A 14,151-nucleotide genomic window follows, 5' to 3' on the forward strand; every position below is an offset into this window, starting at 1 on the left:
GATAAACCGTGAACGGTATCAATTGCCCCCCAACCGCTCACGCACCTCTTCGCGCTCCTTTACCTGCCGCCCCCTGTCCCAGCCGAGCTCGGACGCCATCAGCTCGTGCACGGCGGTTGCGGCGGAGCGTGCCCCCGCACGGTCCAGGAGAGCGAGCGGGACGCGCCGCTCGACGAAATCGAGCACGGTCAGGGCCATCTCGTGGCGCACCGCGTAAATGACCTCCCCCTTCAGGTACGGGTGCCCCGCAACGAGCCTCTCGCCCAGTCCCCCCTGGCACAGCCGTGCCACCTCCAGGGCGTGGTCGCCGTAGGAGCGGTGCAGGTGCAGGGCCACGTCCGGGTCGAGACCGAAGTTCCGGGCAAGCTCCACCGCGCTCCCGTCCCTGAAGTTTTCCCCACCGTCGAGCACGAGGCGATCGGTACGACATGGCCCGGTGGCGGCAAGTCCCACGTTTTTCACCACGTAGTCCACCGTGTCCAGCGCCATCTTCCGGTAGGTCGTCCACTTGCCGCCGACGATCGTGATGAGCCCGGTGGGAGAGCAACTTATGACATGGTCACGGGCAAGCTCGGCGGTATCGGCGGTGAAGGGATCATGCACCAAAGGCCTGAGCCCGGCCCAGGAGGCCGTGATGTCCTGGCTCTTCGCCCCGAGCTTGAAGTAGCGTCTCACGTGGCGCAGCAGATATTCCACGTCCTTTTCCCGTGCGAGCGGCAGTTCGTCCGCCTCGGCCGGTTCCTCGGTGGTGCCGACAAGGCACGCCCCCTCCCAGGGGAGGATGAAGAGTACGCGGCCGTCGTCCGTCTTCGGTATCATCACCCCCGCCTCCATGGGCGCAAAGCGACCGGGAAGCACGATGTGGATGCCGCGGCTCACCCTGAGCAGCGAAGCGGCGGTCGGGTCGTCCATGCGGCGCACCATGTCCGCAGAGGAGCCGCAGGCGTTGACCACGCAGCGGGCACGTATCTGCCAGGAAGTCCCGTTGATGGGATCGCGCACGACCGCACCTGCCACCCTCCCCTTCTCCCGGACCAGGCCGACCGCCTCCACGTAGTTGCAGATCACCGCCCCCTCCCTGGCCGCGGTCCGTGCGAGGGCGATGTTCATGCGCACGTCGTTGAACTGTCCGTCGTAGTACTGCACCCCACCCTTGAGCCCTTCCTCCCGGATCATCGGGAAGCGCCGCAGCATTTCCCCGCGGGACACGAAACGGCTGTGTCCAAGCCCCGCGTCGCCGGCCAGAAGATCGTAGAGCTTCAGACCGGACCAGACGTAGGGAACCTGTCCCAGGCCGTACAGCGGCGTCACCAGGGTGAGGCGGTGGCAAAGGTGCGGGGCGATCCTCAAAAGGACGGTGCGCTCGTGCAGCCCGTCGCGCACCAGGTTGAACTGCACCCGGTCCATGTGCATGACCGCCGACTCCAGGTAGCGGACGCCGCCATGGAGAAGCTTGGTGCTCTTGCTGCTCGTACCGCCGCCGAAGTCGCCCCGGTCGACGAGGGCTACCGAAAGTCCGCGGTTGGCCGCATCGACGGCGATGCCGCAGCCGGTCGCGCCCCCTCCCATTACCAGTATGTCGAAGGTCCGGCCGCTTTTCAGTAGATCAAGGTTAGCGTTCCTGTCCGTCACTAATTGCCTCCAAAACCAAAATCTTCAACGCAAAGCCGCAAAGACGCAAGGTGCGACCTCTTTATCGTCGGGCCTTGCCGGCGAGGTCACCCAGGGCAGTTTCGCTGTTCCCCTGCCTGAACATCGCTCCGCGTCTTTGCGCCTTGGCGTCTTTGCGTTAAGGCCTTTGTCTTTAGCTCCTTTGCTTGTCTGCCTTTCTTACTTAGCCCAACCGAGCGAGAGTTGCACGCATTTTTGCCATCCCCGGTACATTTCCGTGCGCCGCTCCGGCAAAAGGGAGGGCTCGAAGCGCCGGTCGAGGCTCCAGCTCTTCCCGATCCGCTCCTTGTCGAGGACTCCGGCACCGATCCCCGCGAGAAACGCTGCCCCGAGCGAGGTACTCTCGGTGCAGCGCGGCCTCAGCACCGGGACGCCAAGAAGGCCCGCCTGGATCTCCAGCAGGAGGTTGTTGCGGGTCGCGCCGCCGTCCACCCGCAGCTCGCTAAGCGCAATTCCCCCCGCGTGCTCCATGGCGCGGATCGCGTCGACGGTCTGGAAGGCGATCGCGTCGAGGGCGGCGCGGGCGAGATGCGCCTTGCCGCTTCCCCGGGTGAGCCCGGCGATGACGCCCCTGGCGTACGGGTCCCAGTAGGGTGTGCCGAGGCCCGAGAGGGCCGGGACGAAGTAGACCCCGCCGCTGTCGGCGACGCTGCCGGCAAGAGCCTCGACCTCGGCGGCTCCCCTGATCAAACCAAGCCCCTCCTCGAGCCATTGCACCGCGGCGCCGGCGATGAAGATCGACCCTTCAAGGGCGTACTGCACCGCCTCCCCCGGTAACTGCCAGGCGATGGTGGAGAGCACCCCCTCGCCGCTTCCCGGTCGCTCGCCGCAATTCATCACCACGAAGGCGCCGGTGCCGAAGGTCGCCTTGGCCATACCGGGTGCGAAGCAGGCCTGGCCGAAGAGCGCCGCCTGCTGATCTCCGGCGACCCCGGTGATCGGGATACGGGACCCGAGGAGTTCGGCGGAGGTCTCCCCGAAGCTCCCCGCGCTCATGCGCACCTCGGGGAGGATGGCGCGCGGCACGCCGAAGACCCTTAAGAGCTCGTCGTCCCACTCGAGCGTCTTGATGTTGAAGAGCATGGTGCGGCTTGCGTTGGTGATGTCGGTCACGTGGCATTTACCGCCGGTCAAGCGGTAGATGAGCCATGAGTCGACGGTGCCGAAGCAGATTTCGCCGCGCGCGGCGCGCTCCCTGAGGCCCGCCTCGTCAAGGATCCAGGCGATCTTCGTCGCGGAGAAGTAGGGGTCGAGCAGAAGGCCGGTCCGCGCCCGGACCTCGGCTTCCAGCCCCTCCCCCTTCATGCGCTGCGTGACGTCCGCCGTCCTGCGGTCCTGCCAGACGATGGCCCGGTGCAGGGGACGCCCGGTCCCGCGCTCCCATATGAGCGTCGTCTCGCGCTGGTTCGTTATGCCGATTCCGGCGACGGAAGCGCCTCGCTCCGCGGCGCACCCCATGACCTCGCGCAGACAGGAGAGCTGTCCCTCAAGGATCTCCTCCGGGTCGTGCTCGACCCAGCCGGGCTCCGGGTAGTGCTGGGTGAGCGGGGCCGAGGCGGTAGCCAGCGCCTCACCTTGCGGACCGTACAGCGTCGCCCGGCTGCTGGTGGTCCCCTGGTCGATGGAAATCAGGTATGCCACACGTCCTCCTTTTCCCTATTTGAACCTGAAGATGAACCTGGTGCCGAGCCTATCCTCCAGGTGCTGGCCGCTGTAGGACCACCCGGTGACCGGCTCCTGGTCGTAGTAAAGCATGAGGTCGGTGCGCGGGGTGAGGTGCAGGCCGAGCTCGCCGGTCCACCTCGGTGTGCGGTTCGGGGTGAACTCGTAGACGTTTCGGTAGCCCGACTCGGGACGGATGCCGAACTCCTCGCCTGCGGTGAGTCCCCGGGTTTCCACGGAGAGCATGGAGAACTTTGCCCCAGCCGATAAATAAAGGGCCTGCGAGAGCGACAGGCGCCAGCCGGCCTGGGCGTGCAGCCGGTGCATCGACTGTTCGATGCCGCCGTGCAGCTCCTGTCCGGCGCCGCGATAGCTTATCCCCAGCTCAGGTTCAAGCGTCAGGTCCGGCGCAGCGGTGAAACTCATACCGGCGCTGGTGAGGAAACGGTCGGTCTTGAAGAAACGCGCAGTATCATCAGTTTTAGGGAGGGGCAGAGCGGTAATGGGAGGAGAGAGGCTGGGTGTACCGAGATCCTCGGCACCAGCAGATGTAACCATCAGGCATAGCAGTATGCTGAAAAGCCTCAAGACTCTCATGTGCGACAGTGTAGCAAAAAAGATGAGGAGATGCTCTCTATTTGCTCCTGCGGCAACAACAAAAAAGCCCCGAACCGGTCGGGGCTTTTGCTTGCAATTTGTTCCTTTGTCAGCTTGATAATTGGGCGTGTCAGAAGTAGGAAATAACTTCGAAGTCCCTGTTCGATATCTTCTCGAACACCTCGCTGGAAAAGGCGAATTCGTGAACCTGCTTTGCCTGGAACTGGTGATCCACCTGCAGCAGGGGAAGCCTCAGTTCCTTGACCGTCTTGCCGGTCTTGTCCTTGATGGCATCCTGCGCCTTGGGATAGATCACGCTAACGGTATGCACCAGGTGTTTGACCGGCGTCAGCTCCTGGCTGGTTCCGCTGATTTTAATCGTGGCGGACGCGGGGAGCACCTTGCGCAGTTTGTCGGCGAAGAACTCGATGTCTCCGGAGATCTTCAGCACGCTCTCGCATTCCGCACGCTGTGCGTCCGTCATCTTGTTCTGCTTGATGTGAACCAGCTTGTCCAGACTTGACTTGATCTCTTCCGGGGTCAGGTTTGCCGCCTGCTGCATCTTGGCCTTGTCGCCGGCTTTCACGCCGTCCAGAAAGGCGGCGGCAAGTTGCTGGTTGGCCGCGCTATCCTCAGCGGTAACCTTCGCATCCCCCTTTTTCGATGGCTGATCAACCGGTTTCCCATTGCATGCTGCCAACGCCGCTACCAAAACACAAAGAACAATCAGCCGAACTACATCTCTCATGGCATCTCCTGGATAGAAAATAGCCCGAGGGCGTCGCCACCCTCGGGTTATCGTGTTGCGGATTACTTTGATGCCCCGTCGGGGGGAAGGTTGCCCTTCCCCCTTCAGGAATGCATCTTGTTACCACCAGCGGTGTACTGCCTTGATGGTCGGGACCCTTTCGTTCAGCACGTTGGAAGCGGTGCCGTGGCAGACGAGGCAGGTCTCGGACTTCAGAAGTGCCGTGCTGCGCGCCTCGTAGATCGCGCCGCCGAACTGCTTCATATGTGCCTGCGCCTGGGTGGTGTCGTGGCAAGAGAAGCAGGCCGCGGTGATCGGCGAGATGATCAGCGTGGTGTCGGCTGCAGCGGTGGTGACACCGGTATTGCCGTTGTAGCTGAAGGCGGCGCCGTAGGAGGCACCTGCAGTGACGAACGGCGACTTGACGTAGTCGGTGGAGAGAACGTTCTCTGAACCGGTGAGGATCGAGTAGGCCGCGGCGTTGATGGTGCCGTTTGCCGCGGTGCTCGGCAGCAGGCTGGTGACGGCAGCGGCGGATGCAGTTGCGCTGAAGTCATAGGTGCCGGCTACGTGGCACTGCTCGCAATCCTGCAGGTAGCCAGGATAGGTGGTGTTCCAGTACTTGTCTCCTGCCGCTGCTTCCCAGGAGAACTTGTTGACGCGTTTGGCGGCGCCGTGGATCGCGTGGATCGCATCCTTCGCGTTAATGGCCCAACCGGTGTTGGTCTTGTTCACGGTGTGGCAGAACGAGCAAGTAGGTGCATCGTTTCTCTGGCCGGAGTGGAAGGTCGGTGCGATGCCGAGTGCGGCATGGCAGGCGTTGCACTTCGCGTTGCTGACGATGGTACGACGCGCGGTGAAGCCGGTTGCGGTTTTCCAGACGTTAGGAGTCACCACGATTAGGCCGCCCACGTTGGTGGTGGCGTTGTAGGCCCACTTGGTCTTCAGCGACGACGGCACGGTAAGCGAGCTGAGGTCGGTCTGGGTCAGCGGGGTGCTGCCACTGCCATAGCTGTAGCCGACGCCGCCGGTCAGCATCTTCGCCGAGGTCGGGATGGTCTGGTTGTTGATCACGATGGTGTAGTAGCCGTTGCTGTCCGGTCCGGTCATGGTCGCATTGGTGTTGGTACCGTTCCAGACCGCTTTGATCCATGCATTAGCCGAGGCGTTGAAGTCAGCCGGAGCCACTGTCGCGGACGGAATGTTGTCCTGCGGTACCGAGTATGCGAAGTATACGCTCGGTGCGCCGGTGAAGCCGGTCATCATGTCGGTGACTACGCCTGCCTGGTAGGTGTTGAATGCAACCGCAGTACCGTTCTTCATGAAACGGAAGGTGATGGACGGGTGACGGTTGGAATCAAGGCCTACGGATTTCACATCCCAGGTGACGACTGCAGCGCCCGGAACGGTGATTCCTGCTGCCGGGAGGTAGCCGGCATAGGTGTGGGTGTTGGTGCCGCCAAGCTCAGGAGCAGCCGGGTCCGGATCCTGTACCGCGAGGTGAGCGGTGGCGACTTCTACGGTCGAGGTGGTGCCGGCGTGGCAGCCTGCGCAGGAAGAGTCGTCGGTCTGGCCGCCCTGGTGGGTTGCGAAGTTGAAGGCGTTGTGGCAGGAGCCGCAGGCCTTACGGGTCGGTTTGGACTTCCAGTTGTTGACATCTTTGCCTTTGTGGCAGAACACGCAGTTTCTCATATCCTGCGGATAGGTCTGCTCGCCGTAGGTCACGAGAACGCCGGTCGGAACGGTCCAGGTATCGTTGGCTTCGTTGAAGGTTTCGCCCATGTGGATGCGGTGGATGAAGGTGACGAACTCGCCTTCGCCGCTGTCGAACTGGTTGGTGTGGCACATTACGCAGAGCTTGGTGTCAACCCTGGAGCCGGTGTGGCCGGAAAGCATGTTGCCGGCAGCAAGGCCAAGCTTGTAGTGGCAGCTGTCGCATGCGCTGGTGGCGACGATGTCACGTGCGTAGGTACGCGCGTTGTTGGTGTCGACCAGAACCGCACCGGTTGCCGGGGTGAAGTCGTAGAACATGTTGGTGGTGTTCGGGGTGGTGAACACGGCCTGTACTGCGTTGGTTGCCGGGTTGATCGGGCCGGCGTAGCCGCCCGGAACTGCTACGGAGCGTACCGAGATGCCGATACGGTGGGTAGCATTGGCGTCATAGGCAACGTTGGTGTTTGCGGTGATGTCGGCACCGAAGGTGACGGTGTAGCTGCCGTCGCCGTGGTCGATGACGGTGTAGCCGCTTTGGGTTTTCACGCCGTTCACGTACAGGTCGGAAGCGTCTGCGCCCGGAACGGTCGGAGCGGTCGGGGTGCTGCTACCCCTGGGAACGTTGGCCGGGATGGCGGAGAGCGGCAGGCCTGCGCTGATGTAGTTCTGCCAGTAGGAGTTGGAGCCGTTGGTCTCCGGAATCAGTTTGGCTACGTGGAGGGCGAAGGTCCTGAGGCCCTTGATACCCTTGCCGGTTGCCTTGTTGGTGACAGTGAAGTTGACGATCGGCTTCTTGCCCGGGATGAAGGCGCTGGTTACGGCGCCGGAGAGCTGGATGTTGTTCAGGTCGTCAACGGTAAGGGTAGAGGCATCCGCCGCCGGCAGCATGTCGGTGTTCGATACGGTACCCGCCAGGGCGAGGCCGCTGGTGGTGTAGGCGAGGATCTGGCCGCCTGCGTTGGTAACCTGGGTCGCACAGTCGGTGTAGGTCTTGCCTACGGAATTGAGGGTCTGGTTAGCGTCACCCAGTACACCGGAAAGGCCGAGCATGGCCGACACGGTTTTGGCGATGTCGGTGGACTGCTGGCTGATCAGGATGGAGATCGGGCTAGCGCCGGTGATTACGCCCGGAGCAGGAGGATTGCTGAGATCGATCGGCACCAGCGCGCGGAAGGTACCCTGAGCCACGACGGCCTTGAAGACGAGGACGGTCTTGGTTGCAGGGAGGGTGAAAGTAAGCCCGCTGAAGCTCCCGTTGCTGTCGATGACGGCGGTGCCGAGTTGGGCGCCGTCCTGGGCATCATAGACGAAGACATGGTTCGTCGCGGTAGCCGAAGTAGCTGACAGGAACGCGGTCTTCGCGGTGGCCTTGGAGACGTCGACCTTGCCGCCGACGGTCACCTCGGTCCCCTTGCTGGTGATCTTGGTGGTGGCCCCCCCTCCGCTGCAGCCTGCGAGAGGCAGCAGCACACATACTACGAGTGCTACGAGGTACCTTAAGTTTCTGCCAATCATAGTTTCCTCCTGTTTGTTGTGTCCTGCTCGGATAGTGCGTTGTCAACTGCTAACGATTCCAGAATTTTCCCCCTTTGTTACAAAGCTATATTCTTCACGGGCCGGTTGTAACCTGGCCGTTTACTATTACCCCGAGAGACGCCTTGTTCGGGGTTACAGCGAGTGCGGTGCTGGCTGCGGAGCGGTTACCGGCCTTGTCGAATGCCTTCACCGTGTAGGAATAGGTAACGGCGGAGGTGACCGACTGGTCGGTGTAGCTGGTCGAGGTCGAGGTGCCGACCTTCACGCCGTCCCTGTAGATCTCGTACCCGGTGACGCCGACGTTATCGGTCGCGGCACTCCAGGTGAGTGCGACCGAACTGTTGGTGCCGGAGATCGCCGAGGTCACCGCGGCGAGACCGGTCGGCGCGGTGGGTGCGATGATGTCGAGCTGCGAAAGCAGGTCGTTCGACAGCTGACCGCTCACGATAACGTTCAGCGAAGCCTGGTTCGGTTTCACGGAGAGCGGAGCGCTGGCAGCCGACATGTTCCCGGCACCGTCGAAGGCAACCACGGTGTAAGAGTAGGTGACGTTGGAGGTCACCGGCTGATCGGTGAAGGTGTTCGAGGTCGAGGTCCCGACCTTCACGCCGTTGCGATAGATGTCATAGCCGGCCACGCCGTTCGCGTCGGTGGAGTTCTCCCACACGAGAACCACGGAGCTGGTCGACGAGGTGAGGGCGTAGGTGGTCGCAGCAAGCCCGGTGACCACGGTAGGCGGCGTAACGTCGTTGAAGTCCGGCTCGGGCGGCGGAGTGGTAATCTGCTGTGTGATGCTGTTCACCGTGGTAGCCAGGGTCGGGTTGTCCGTCGCCACCTGGGTGGCCGCGGTGGTGAAGAGGTCGACGAAGGTCTGGTACGCAGCGGAGCTCGTGCTGACATCGGCGATGGCGTCGCTCAAAATGGACATCACTGCGGTCGTGTCGGACAGCTGTGAGTCGACGATCATCTGATCGATGACCAAAAGAGCAGCTTGGTAGGTTGGGCTGTCAGCCGGCGGAGCCAGGATGTCGGTAACGTTAAAGAGATCGCCTACCTGAGCGTTAGCGGCCACCACCGACTCCTGCAGCACCTGGGTGGTAACGGTACCAGTTTTTTGATCGAGAATTACCGGCAGTTTCTGGTACGCCATTTCGGTCAGCGGACTGACCGTGACGGGAACGTCCGTGTTTAAGCTGGCCACCACGGCACTGAAGGAATCTGCCGTCGTGAAGGGAACCGCCTGCCCTGTGCTCTCGCTCAAGTAGGTTGCACCGGTTTGGCCGGTAACGGTGATGATCACCGGGCCAGTGACTGAGGCGGGAATCTTCACCGCATAACTGCCGTCGTCGGCCGTAGTTCCCGACCCGAGCAGTTCGCCGGGAGTCCCATCAAGGGAAAGCCGGTAGACCGCCACGTGCGCTTTGGCGACAGGCCCCGACAACGTGGCAAGGCCTGTGACCGTCTTCGTGGCGCCACCACCGCCGCCACCACCACCGCAGCCGATGAACAGCAACGGCAGACAGAGGAGCAGCAAGGCAGCAATGTATTTTTTCCAGGGGATGCACATATTATGTTCTCCTTCTGCTATCAGGGAAATGAACACCAGGTTCCTAGTTCAGCGGGCTAGCCGGCGGACCGTTGTTGTGACAGTTGTAGCAGCTCGGCCCACTCAACCACGCACCTCTCAGATCAGTCCCATGGCAGACTGCGTTTTTGCAGGTCGAGAAATCATAATTACCGTTGGACAGGTTGGCTTTAAGCCATGTCGCGTGCTTACTGAGGTCCGTGTCACCGCTGGCACCCCACGGATGGATCGTGGGGGCCTGCGCCGTGCCGCCCTGGTGGCAGCTGAGACATGAAGGGCCGCTGTCGGTCACGCCGAGCAGATCGGTGCCGTGGCAAAGCGCCGTGGCACAGTTGCTGGTACCGTTCGCGGCGATGTAGGCCGGGTGACGCAGGTACGCCACTTGCCCCCACCCCAGAGGATGGATAGCAGTGGTCCCGCCGAGGTGGCACCCCGCCGTACCGAAACAGGTGACCTTTGAGATACCGCCATTGAGGTCGTCGCCGTGGCACTCGACACAGCCGTTCACGTCCTCCTCGGCGGCAGCGGAGTGCCCCGCCGGAAGCCAGTTCGCCGGGTGCTTCCCGACCGCGGGATCAAAAGAGGCCTTGGGGTTTGCATCCCCGCAGCCCGACAGGGCCAGCGCCAGCGCACCAAGAACCGCAAAAGACAGAACTTTTGTCGTTATTTGTGGCATGTCACGCACCTCTCGTTGTTCTGACGTCCGTGGCACTTGGCGCACGAGGCAGGATTCATCTTGCCGTCGATCCTGTGCTGGCTCATGTAGTCACCGCGGTGCGGCATGGTGCGCTCCACCGCCTCGGAGTACTTGACGCTTGGTTTGAGCTCTTCCTTGTGCGCATGGCAGTCGCTGCAGAAGGACTCGGCATGGCAGGAATTGCAGGAGCGTCTGGCGTTGGTGGCGAAGATGCTGTGTTTTTTGAAGAAGTCGACGGCCTGGTGGTTCATCGCGGCATAGGCGTCGGTGTGGCACTCGGTACAGTTCGGGGTTCCCGTAACCGCTTCCGGATGGATCCTCGCGCCGCTGTTAGTGTTGGCACAGGCAAAGAGAACACATGCCATAAGCGGCATCATCAGCAGAATCAGAAGTTTACTTTTCACTCTTGCCCCCCTTTTCGCCGGTTTTCATGTCGAAAGCGTAAGCGACCTTGACGAGCGCTCTCCACTCCCTGTCGAAATCCGGGCTCTGCGAGTACTCGACGTCCCCGCCGACCTTCAGTTTCTCGGTGACCTCGTAACCTGCGATGCCGGTCAAGGCGAAGCTGCTCTTCACGCCGTCGATGGGGCGATCGAAGATTACGTTGTAGAAGTCGAGTCCCAGTTCGGCGTGGCCGACCTTTTTCAGCGCGTAAAGCCGGTAGTCGTAGTAGCGCAGCCGCTCGGAATCCCCAATCATCCGGTGCGCCGAGCCCCCGAGGGAGAGCGCTCCCGGTGCGGTCCAAGCCACCTTCCCGCCCACGTAGTCACCGGAGCCCTGGATGTCGTAGTCGTACTTTTTGTACTCAGCCGCGACGGTCAGGTCCTTTTTAGGCGTCCAGGCGGCGCTCGCGCCGTACGTGGTCAGCTGCTCGTTGGGATCGAGCACCCCGCCGTTATTCTTGAGGGCAAACGCGGTGGTGGTCACGTTGTAGAAGTAGTCGCTGTAGTTGATCCGCGAGAAGTCGGCGCTCAAGGTAACTGCGTCGATGGGGGCCACGGACAGGGTGTAGGCATGCTCCATCCACCCCGAGGTGATCGAGTTGTAGCTGGAACGGCCGGTCAGGTCGACCTGCTTCACGGGATGAAGCCAGACGTCGATCCCCTCTTCCTCGCGGTCGCGGGCGACGTCGGACTCGTTTCTGAGCGCGCTCACCCCGATGGTGTAGAGCCCCGTCTTGCCCTGGGCCACGCGGCCGCCGTAGATGTAGTCGCCTCCCTTGTAGCTCGGGTCGGTGACCACGGGCTGCCCCACGAAGGCTGCGCCCGTGAAGCCGGCGGCGAAATCGCTTCTCGCGTAGAGGCCGTCGATCCTCTCGCTCGCCACCCCTTCGGTGACGAACTGGCGTCCCACGTTAACCACCAGGTTGTTTTTCGCGCCCTGGTAGCTCAGGAAGCCGTACTGTAGATCGCCGTCGGTGTAGTGATCGCTGGACTTGTCGACGAGGTCGAGCCGCCCCCACGCACCGAGGTGCAGCGAGACCGAGCTGCCGTCCTTCTCCGCCGTGGATACCGAGAAACGCAGGTACTCGTAGAGCGGGTAGAGGTCGTCCTTGCTGATCGTCCTGGTCATGCGCAGGTAGGTGTTGGAGCTGCCGGTAATGGTGTAGTCAGCTGCCAGGACCGGTTGGGCCAGCATCACCGAAGACGCCGCCAGCACCACCCATGCAGTCCTCAGGAGACCACTTTTTCCGCGTCCTGAACTCTCTTCTTGGTGGCTTATCAAGACATCCCCTCCTTTTTCGTAGTGTGAATCGTTATCCAGTAATCCGCTGCTGCGTGAACGAACGACAGGGAGCCGGTTCTCCAAGCGGAGATGCCGCCCTCCATTACTGTCACAAATTGTAAAGTTTCTGCTTATAAGAAAAACGAAATAATCGGGAATACTCTTAGGCGTGCTGGCACACCAGTCATTATTCTATATTAATAAAATCTTAGAATCATGGTAGCGGATGTGCTTGACTAATTGAGACCACTGCTAAAGTTACTGCAGCTTTTTTGTAGTGCAAGCCGGATTGGAAACATTTTTGACCGCCTATATGAAATGTATTTAAAAAATATGACATACAATGGCAGCTCGCCACCGGCATCAGCAGAACTAATATTAGTTAAATTTCATAACTCTATCATCCTGCAACTACAAAGGGTCAATGAGAGAAGTCAGTTTTTTGTCACAACAAGCGTCTGTCATTTTGTGGGGGGCAGCCCAACATCAGTCATGCTTATGCCTTGATTCAAGCGGCTTCTAGCCTTAGTTGCACGGCAATTGCCGCTTTTTGGTCTTCGCCACTGAACCAGTTTCGCTTTGCATCGGAGCGTGCACACTGAGTAATTTGCACGATCTTTACCAATTGCATAAACATCTGAAATACAAGTCAACTCACCAAGAAATCACTCTAATAACAGGTGCAAACAGTCATAGAGTCGTCTTATATCGTCTGTTTTTTGACATAAAGAGTAGGCTTCCAGACACAAAAGACATTATCGGCAATGCTTATACTGGCTTTAGGGAAAAATTGCTCTCACGAGAGGAAAAGTCACATGGGCTGGTTGTTTCCAACGGGGAATCAATGACTTTGGCTGTAGGGAAAATTACTTTAGAAGGGTGGAACAAAGTCAGTGCGGGGACGGAGACGGTGCTTTGACCACGGTGACAAGTAGAATGGCAGCCACAGCGGACAGGGACGCGCCGAAGAGAAAGGGAGCGGCGCCCCCTTCAAGCTGCCAGATGCTTCCGAACAGCAGGCTCGCCGGCAGCGCGCCCGCACCTACGGCGAAGTGGAACCAGCCGAACGCGGCGCCGACTTCCGCTTCCCTGGCCAGGTCGGCCACGAATGCCTTTTCCACCCCTTCGGTTAGGCCGAAGAAGATTCCGTAGAGCGCGAAGAGGAGCCAGATCTCGACCTCGCTTCCGGCGAGGCCGAAGCCCAGGTAGGACAGGGCATAGACGCACCAGCCGGCAACGATCACCGACCGTCTGCCGATACGGTCGGAGAGGGCGCCAAAGGGCATGGTGGAGAGCATCTTCACCAGGTGAAAGAAGGCCCACAGAAGCGGCAGGCGGTATGCCGGAGTCCCGACCGCTCCTGCCTTCAAAAGGAGAAAGGCGTCTGAGGAATTGCCGAGGGTGAAAAGAAAGAGGATCAGCAGGTATCTTCTGAGCGGACCTGCGGGGAGCGCGGTCAGGTGCAACCGCCGCCGTGGTTGGAGGACCTGTCGGGTTTCCTGCACCTTCCAGATGATGAGAAGGACCGCCGCGATCCCCGGGATGCCGGCAAGCCAGAAGAGCTGCCGCAGGTCGCTTATGAAATAGGCAAGCAGAAAGGTCGCGATGAGAGGCCCGACCAAAGCCCCGGCGTGGTCCATCGACCTGTGGAACCCGTACGCCTTCCCGCGCATGGCAGGCTCTACGGAATCGGCGATCAAGGCGTCGCGCGGCGAGGTGCGGAGCCCCTTCCCTACCCGGTCGCCGGTCCGGATGAGCAGCACGGTGAGCGGTGTGCCGGCGCTCCCGATCAGAGGCCGCATCAGCGAGGAGATCGCGTACCCGGAAAGTACCAGTCCTTTCCTGCTGCGCACACGGTCAGACACGATGCCGGAGATAAGCTTCAGAAACGAAGCGGTGGATTCCGCCACTCCCTCAATGGCCCCTAGGAATACAGGACCTGCTCCGAGCACACCGGTAAGAAATAACGGCAAAAGCGGGTAGATCATCTCGCTTGAGACGTCGGTAAAGAAACTGACAAGCCCCAGAATGAGAACGTTGCCGGTAATGCCCTTGAACACGGCGCACCTCCTTCGTTTCAGTCTAGCCTATCGGGTCACTGTGACAACCGCCTCAGCCGCCTCATCAACAATAATTAAATCTAATCAATTCTGTTGACATTTGGGGTCGGATTTATTACGTATCACTGGAACTAAATCCTTACTGAGGCGGGAGGCA

At 60.9% G+C, this 14,151-nt stretch carries 10 protein-coding genes; all 10 read right to left on the reverse strand.

The window, feature by feature from the left end:
* Positions 1-18: 18 nt before the first annotated feature.
* Positions 19-1,632 carry a glycerol-3-phosphate dehydrogenase/oxidase gene (locus E8L22_RS00715; protein ID WP_136523387.1) on the reverse strand — a complete coding sequence of 538 codons (1,614 nt, stop codon included), beginning with the start codon at positions 1,630-1,632 and terminating at the stop codon, positions 19-21.
* A gap of 198 nt (positions 1,633-1,830) precedes the next feature.
* Positions 1,831-3,312, reverse strand: coding sequence for a glycerol kinase GlpK (gene glpK / locus E8L22_RS00720; RefSeq protein ID WP_136523388.1), 1,482 nt, complete (start codon positions 3,310-3,312; stop codon positions 1,831-1,833).
* Between the two features lie 15 nt (positions 3,313-3,327).
* Complete coding sequence (locus E8L22_RS00725) at positions 3,328-3,759, reverse strand: hypothetical protein (RefSeq protein WP_136523389.1); 432 nt, start codon at positions 3,757-3,759, stop codon at positions 3,328-3,330.
* 301 nt (positions 3,760-4,060) lie between these two features.
* The gene (locus E8L22_RS00730) at positions 4,061-4,678 is read right to left on the reverse strand and encodes a hypothetical protein (protein WP_136523390.1); all 618 of its coding nucleotides are present in this window, start codon (positions 4,676-4,678) and stop codon (positions 4,061-4,063) included.
* 120 nt (positions 4,679-4,798) lie between these two features.
* Entirely contained in the window at positions 4,799-7,906 is a 3,108-nt protein-coding gene (locus E8L22_RS00735; protein ID WP_136523391.1) for an OmcA/MtrC family decaheme c-type cytochrome, read from the reverse strand.
* A gap of 94 nt (positions 7,907-8,000) precedes the next feature.
* The gene (locus tag E8L22_RS00740) at positions 8,001-9,494 is read right to left on the reverse strand and encodes a fibronectin type III domain-containing protein (protein WP_136523392.1); all 1,494 of its coding nucleotides are present in this window, start codon (positions 9,492-9,494) and stop codon (positions 8,001-8,003) included.
* 43 nt (positions 9,495-9,537) lie between these two features.
* On the reverse strand, positions 9,538-10,188 hold the full coding sequence (locus E8L22_RS00745; protein ID WP_136523393.1) for a hypothetical protein: 651 nt from the start codon (positions 10,186-10,188) through the stop codon (positions 9,538-9,540).
* The gene (locus tag E8L22_RS00750; protein WP_198419434.1) at positions 10,176-10,613 is read right to left on the reverse strand and encodes a cytochrome C; all 438 of its coding nucleotides are present in this window, start codon (positions 10,611-10,613) and stop codon (positions 10,176-10,178) included. Before E8L22_RS00750 ends, E8L22_RS00745 begins: the two co-directional genes overlap by 13 nt.
* Positions 10,603-11,934, reverse strand: coding sequence for a hypothetical protein (locus E8L22_RS00755; RefSeq protein WP_136523394.1), 1,332 nt, complete (start codon positions 11,932-11,934; stop codon positions 10,603-10,605). Before E8L22_RS00755 ends, E8L22_RS00750 begins: the two co-directional genes overlap by 11 nt.
* Before the next feature lie 890 nt (positions 11,935-12,824).
* Positions 12,825-13,994, reverse strand: a complete 1,170-nt coding sequence (locus E8L22_RS00760) for an MFS transporter (protein WP_136523395.1) — start codon at positions 13,992-13,994, stop codon at positions 12,825-12,827.
* Positions 13,995-14,151 lie beyond the last annotated feature (157 nt).

The organism is Geomonas ferrireducens (assembly GCF_004917065.1).
Classification (GTDB): Bacteria; Desulfobacterota; Desulfuromonadia; order Geobacterales; family Geobacteraceae; genus Geomonas; species Geomonas ferrireducens.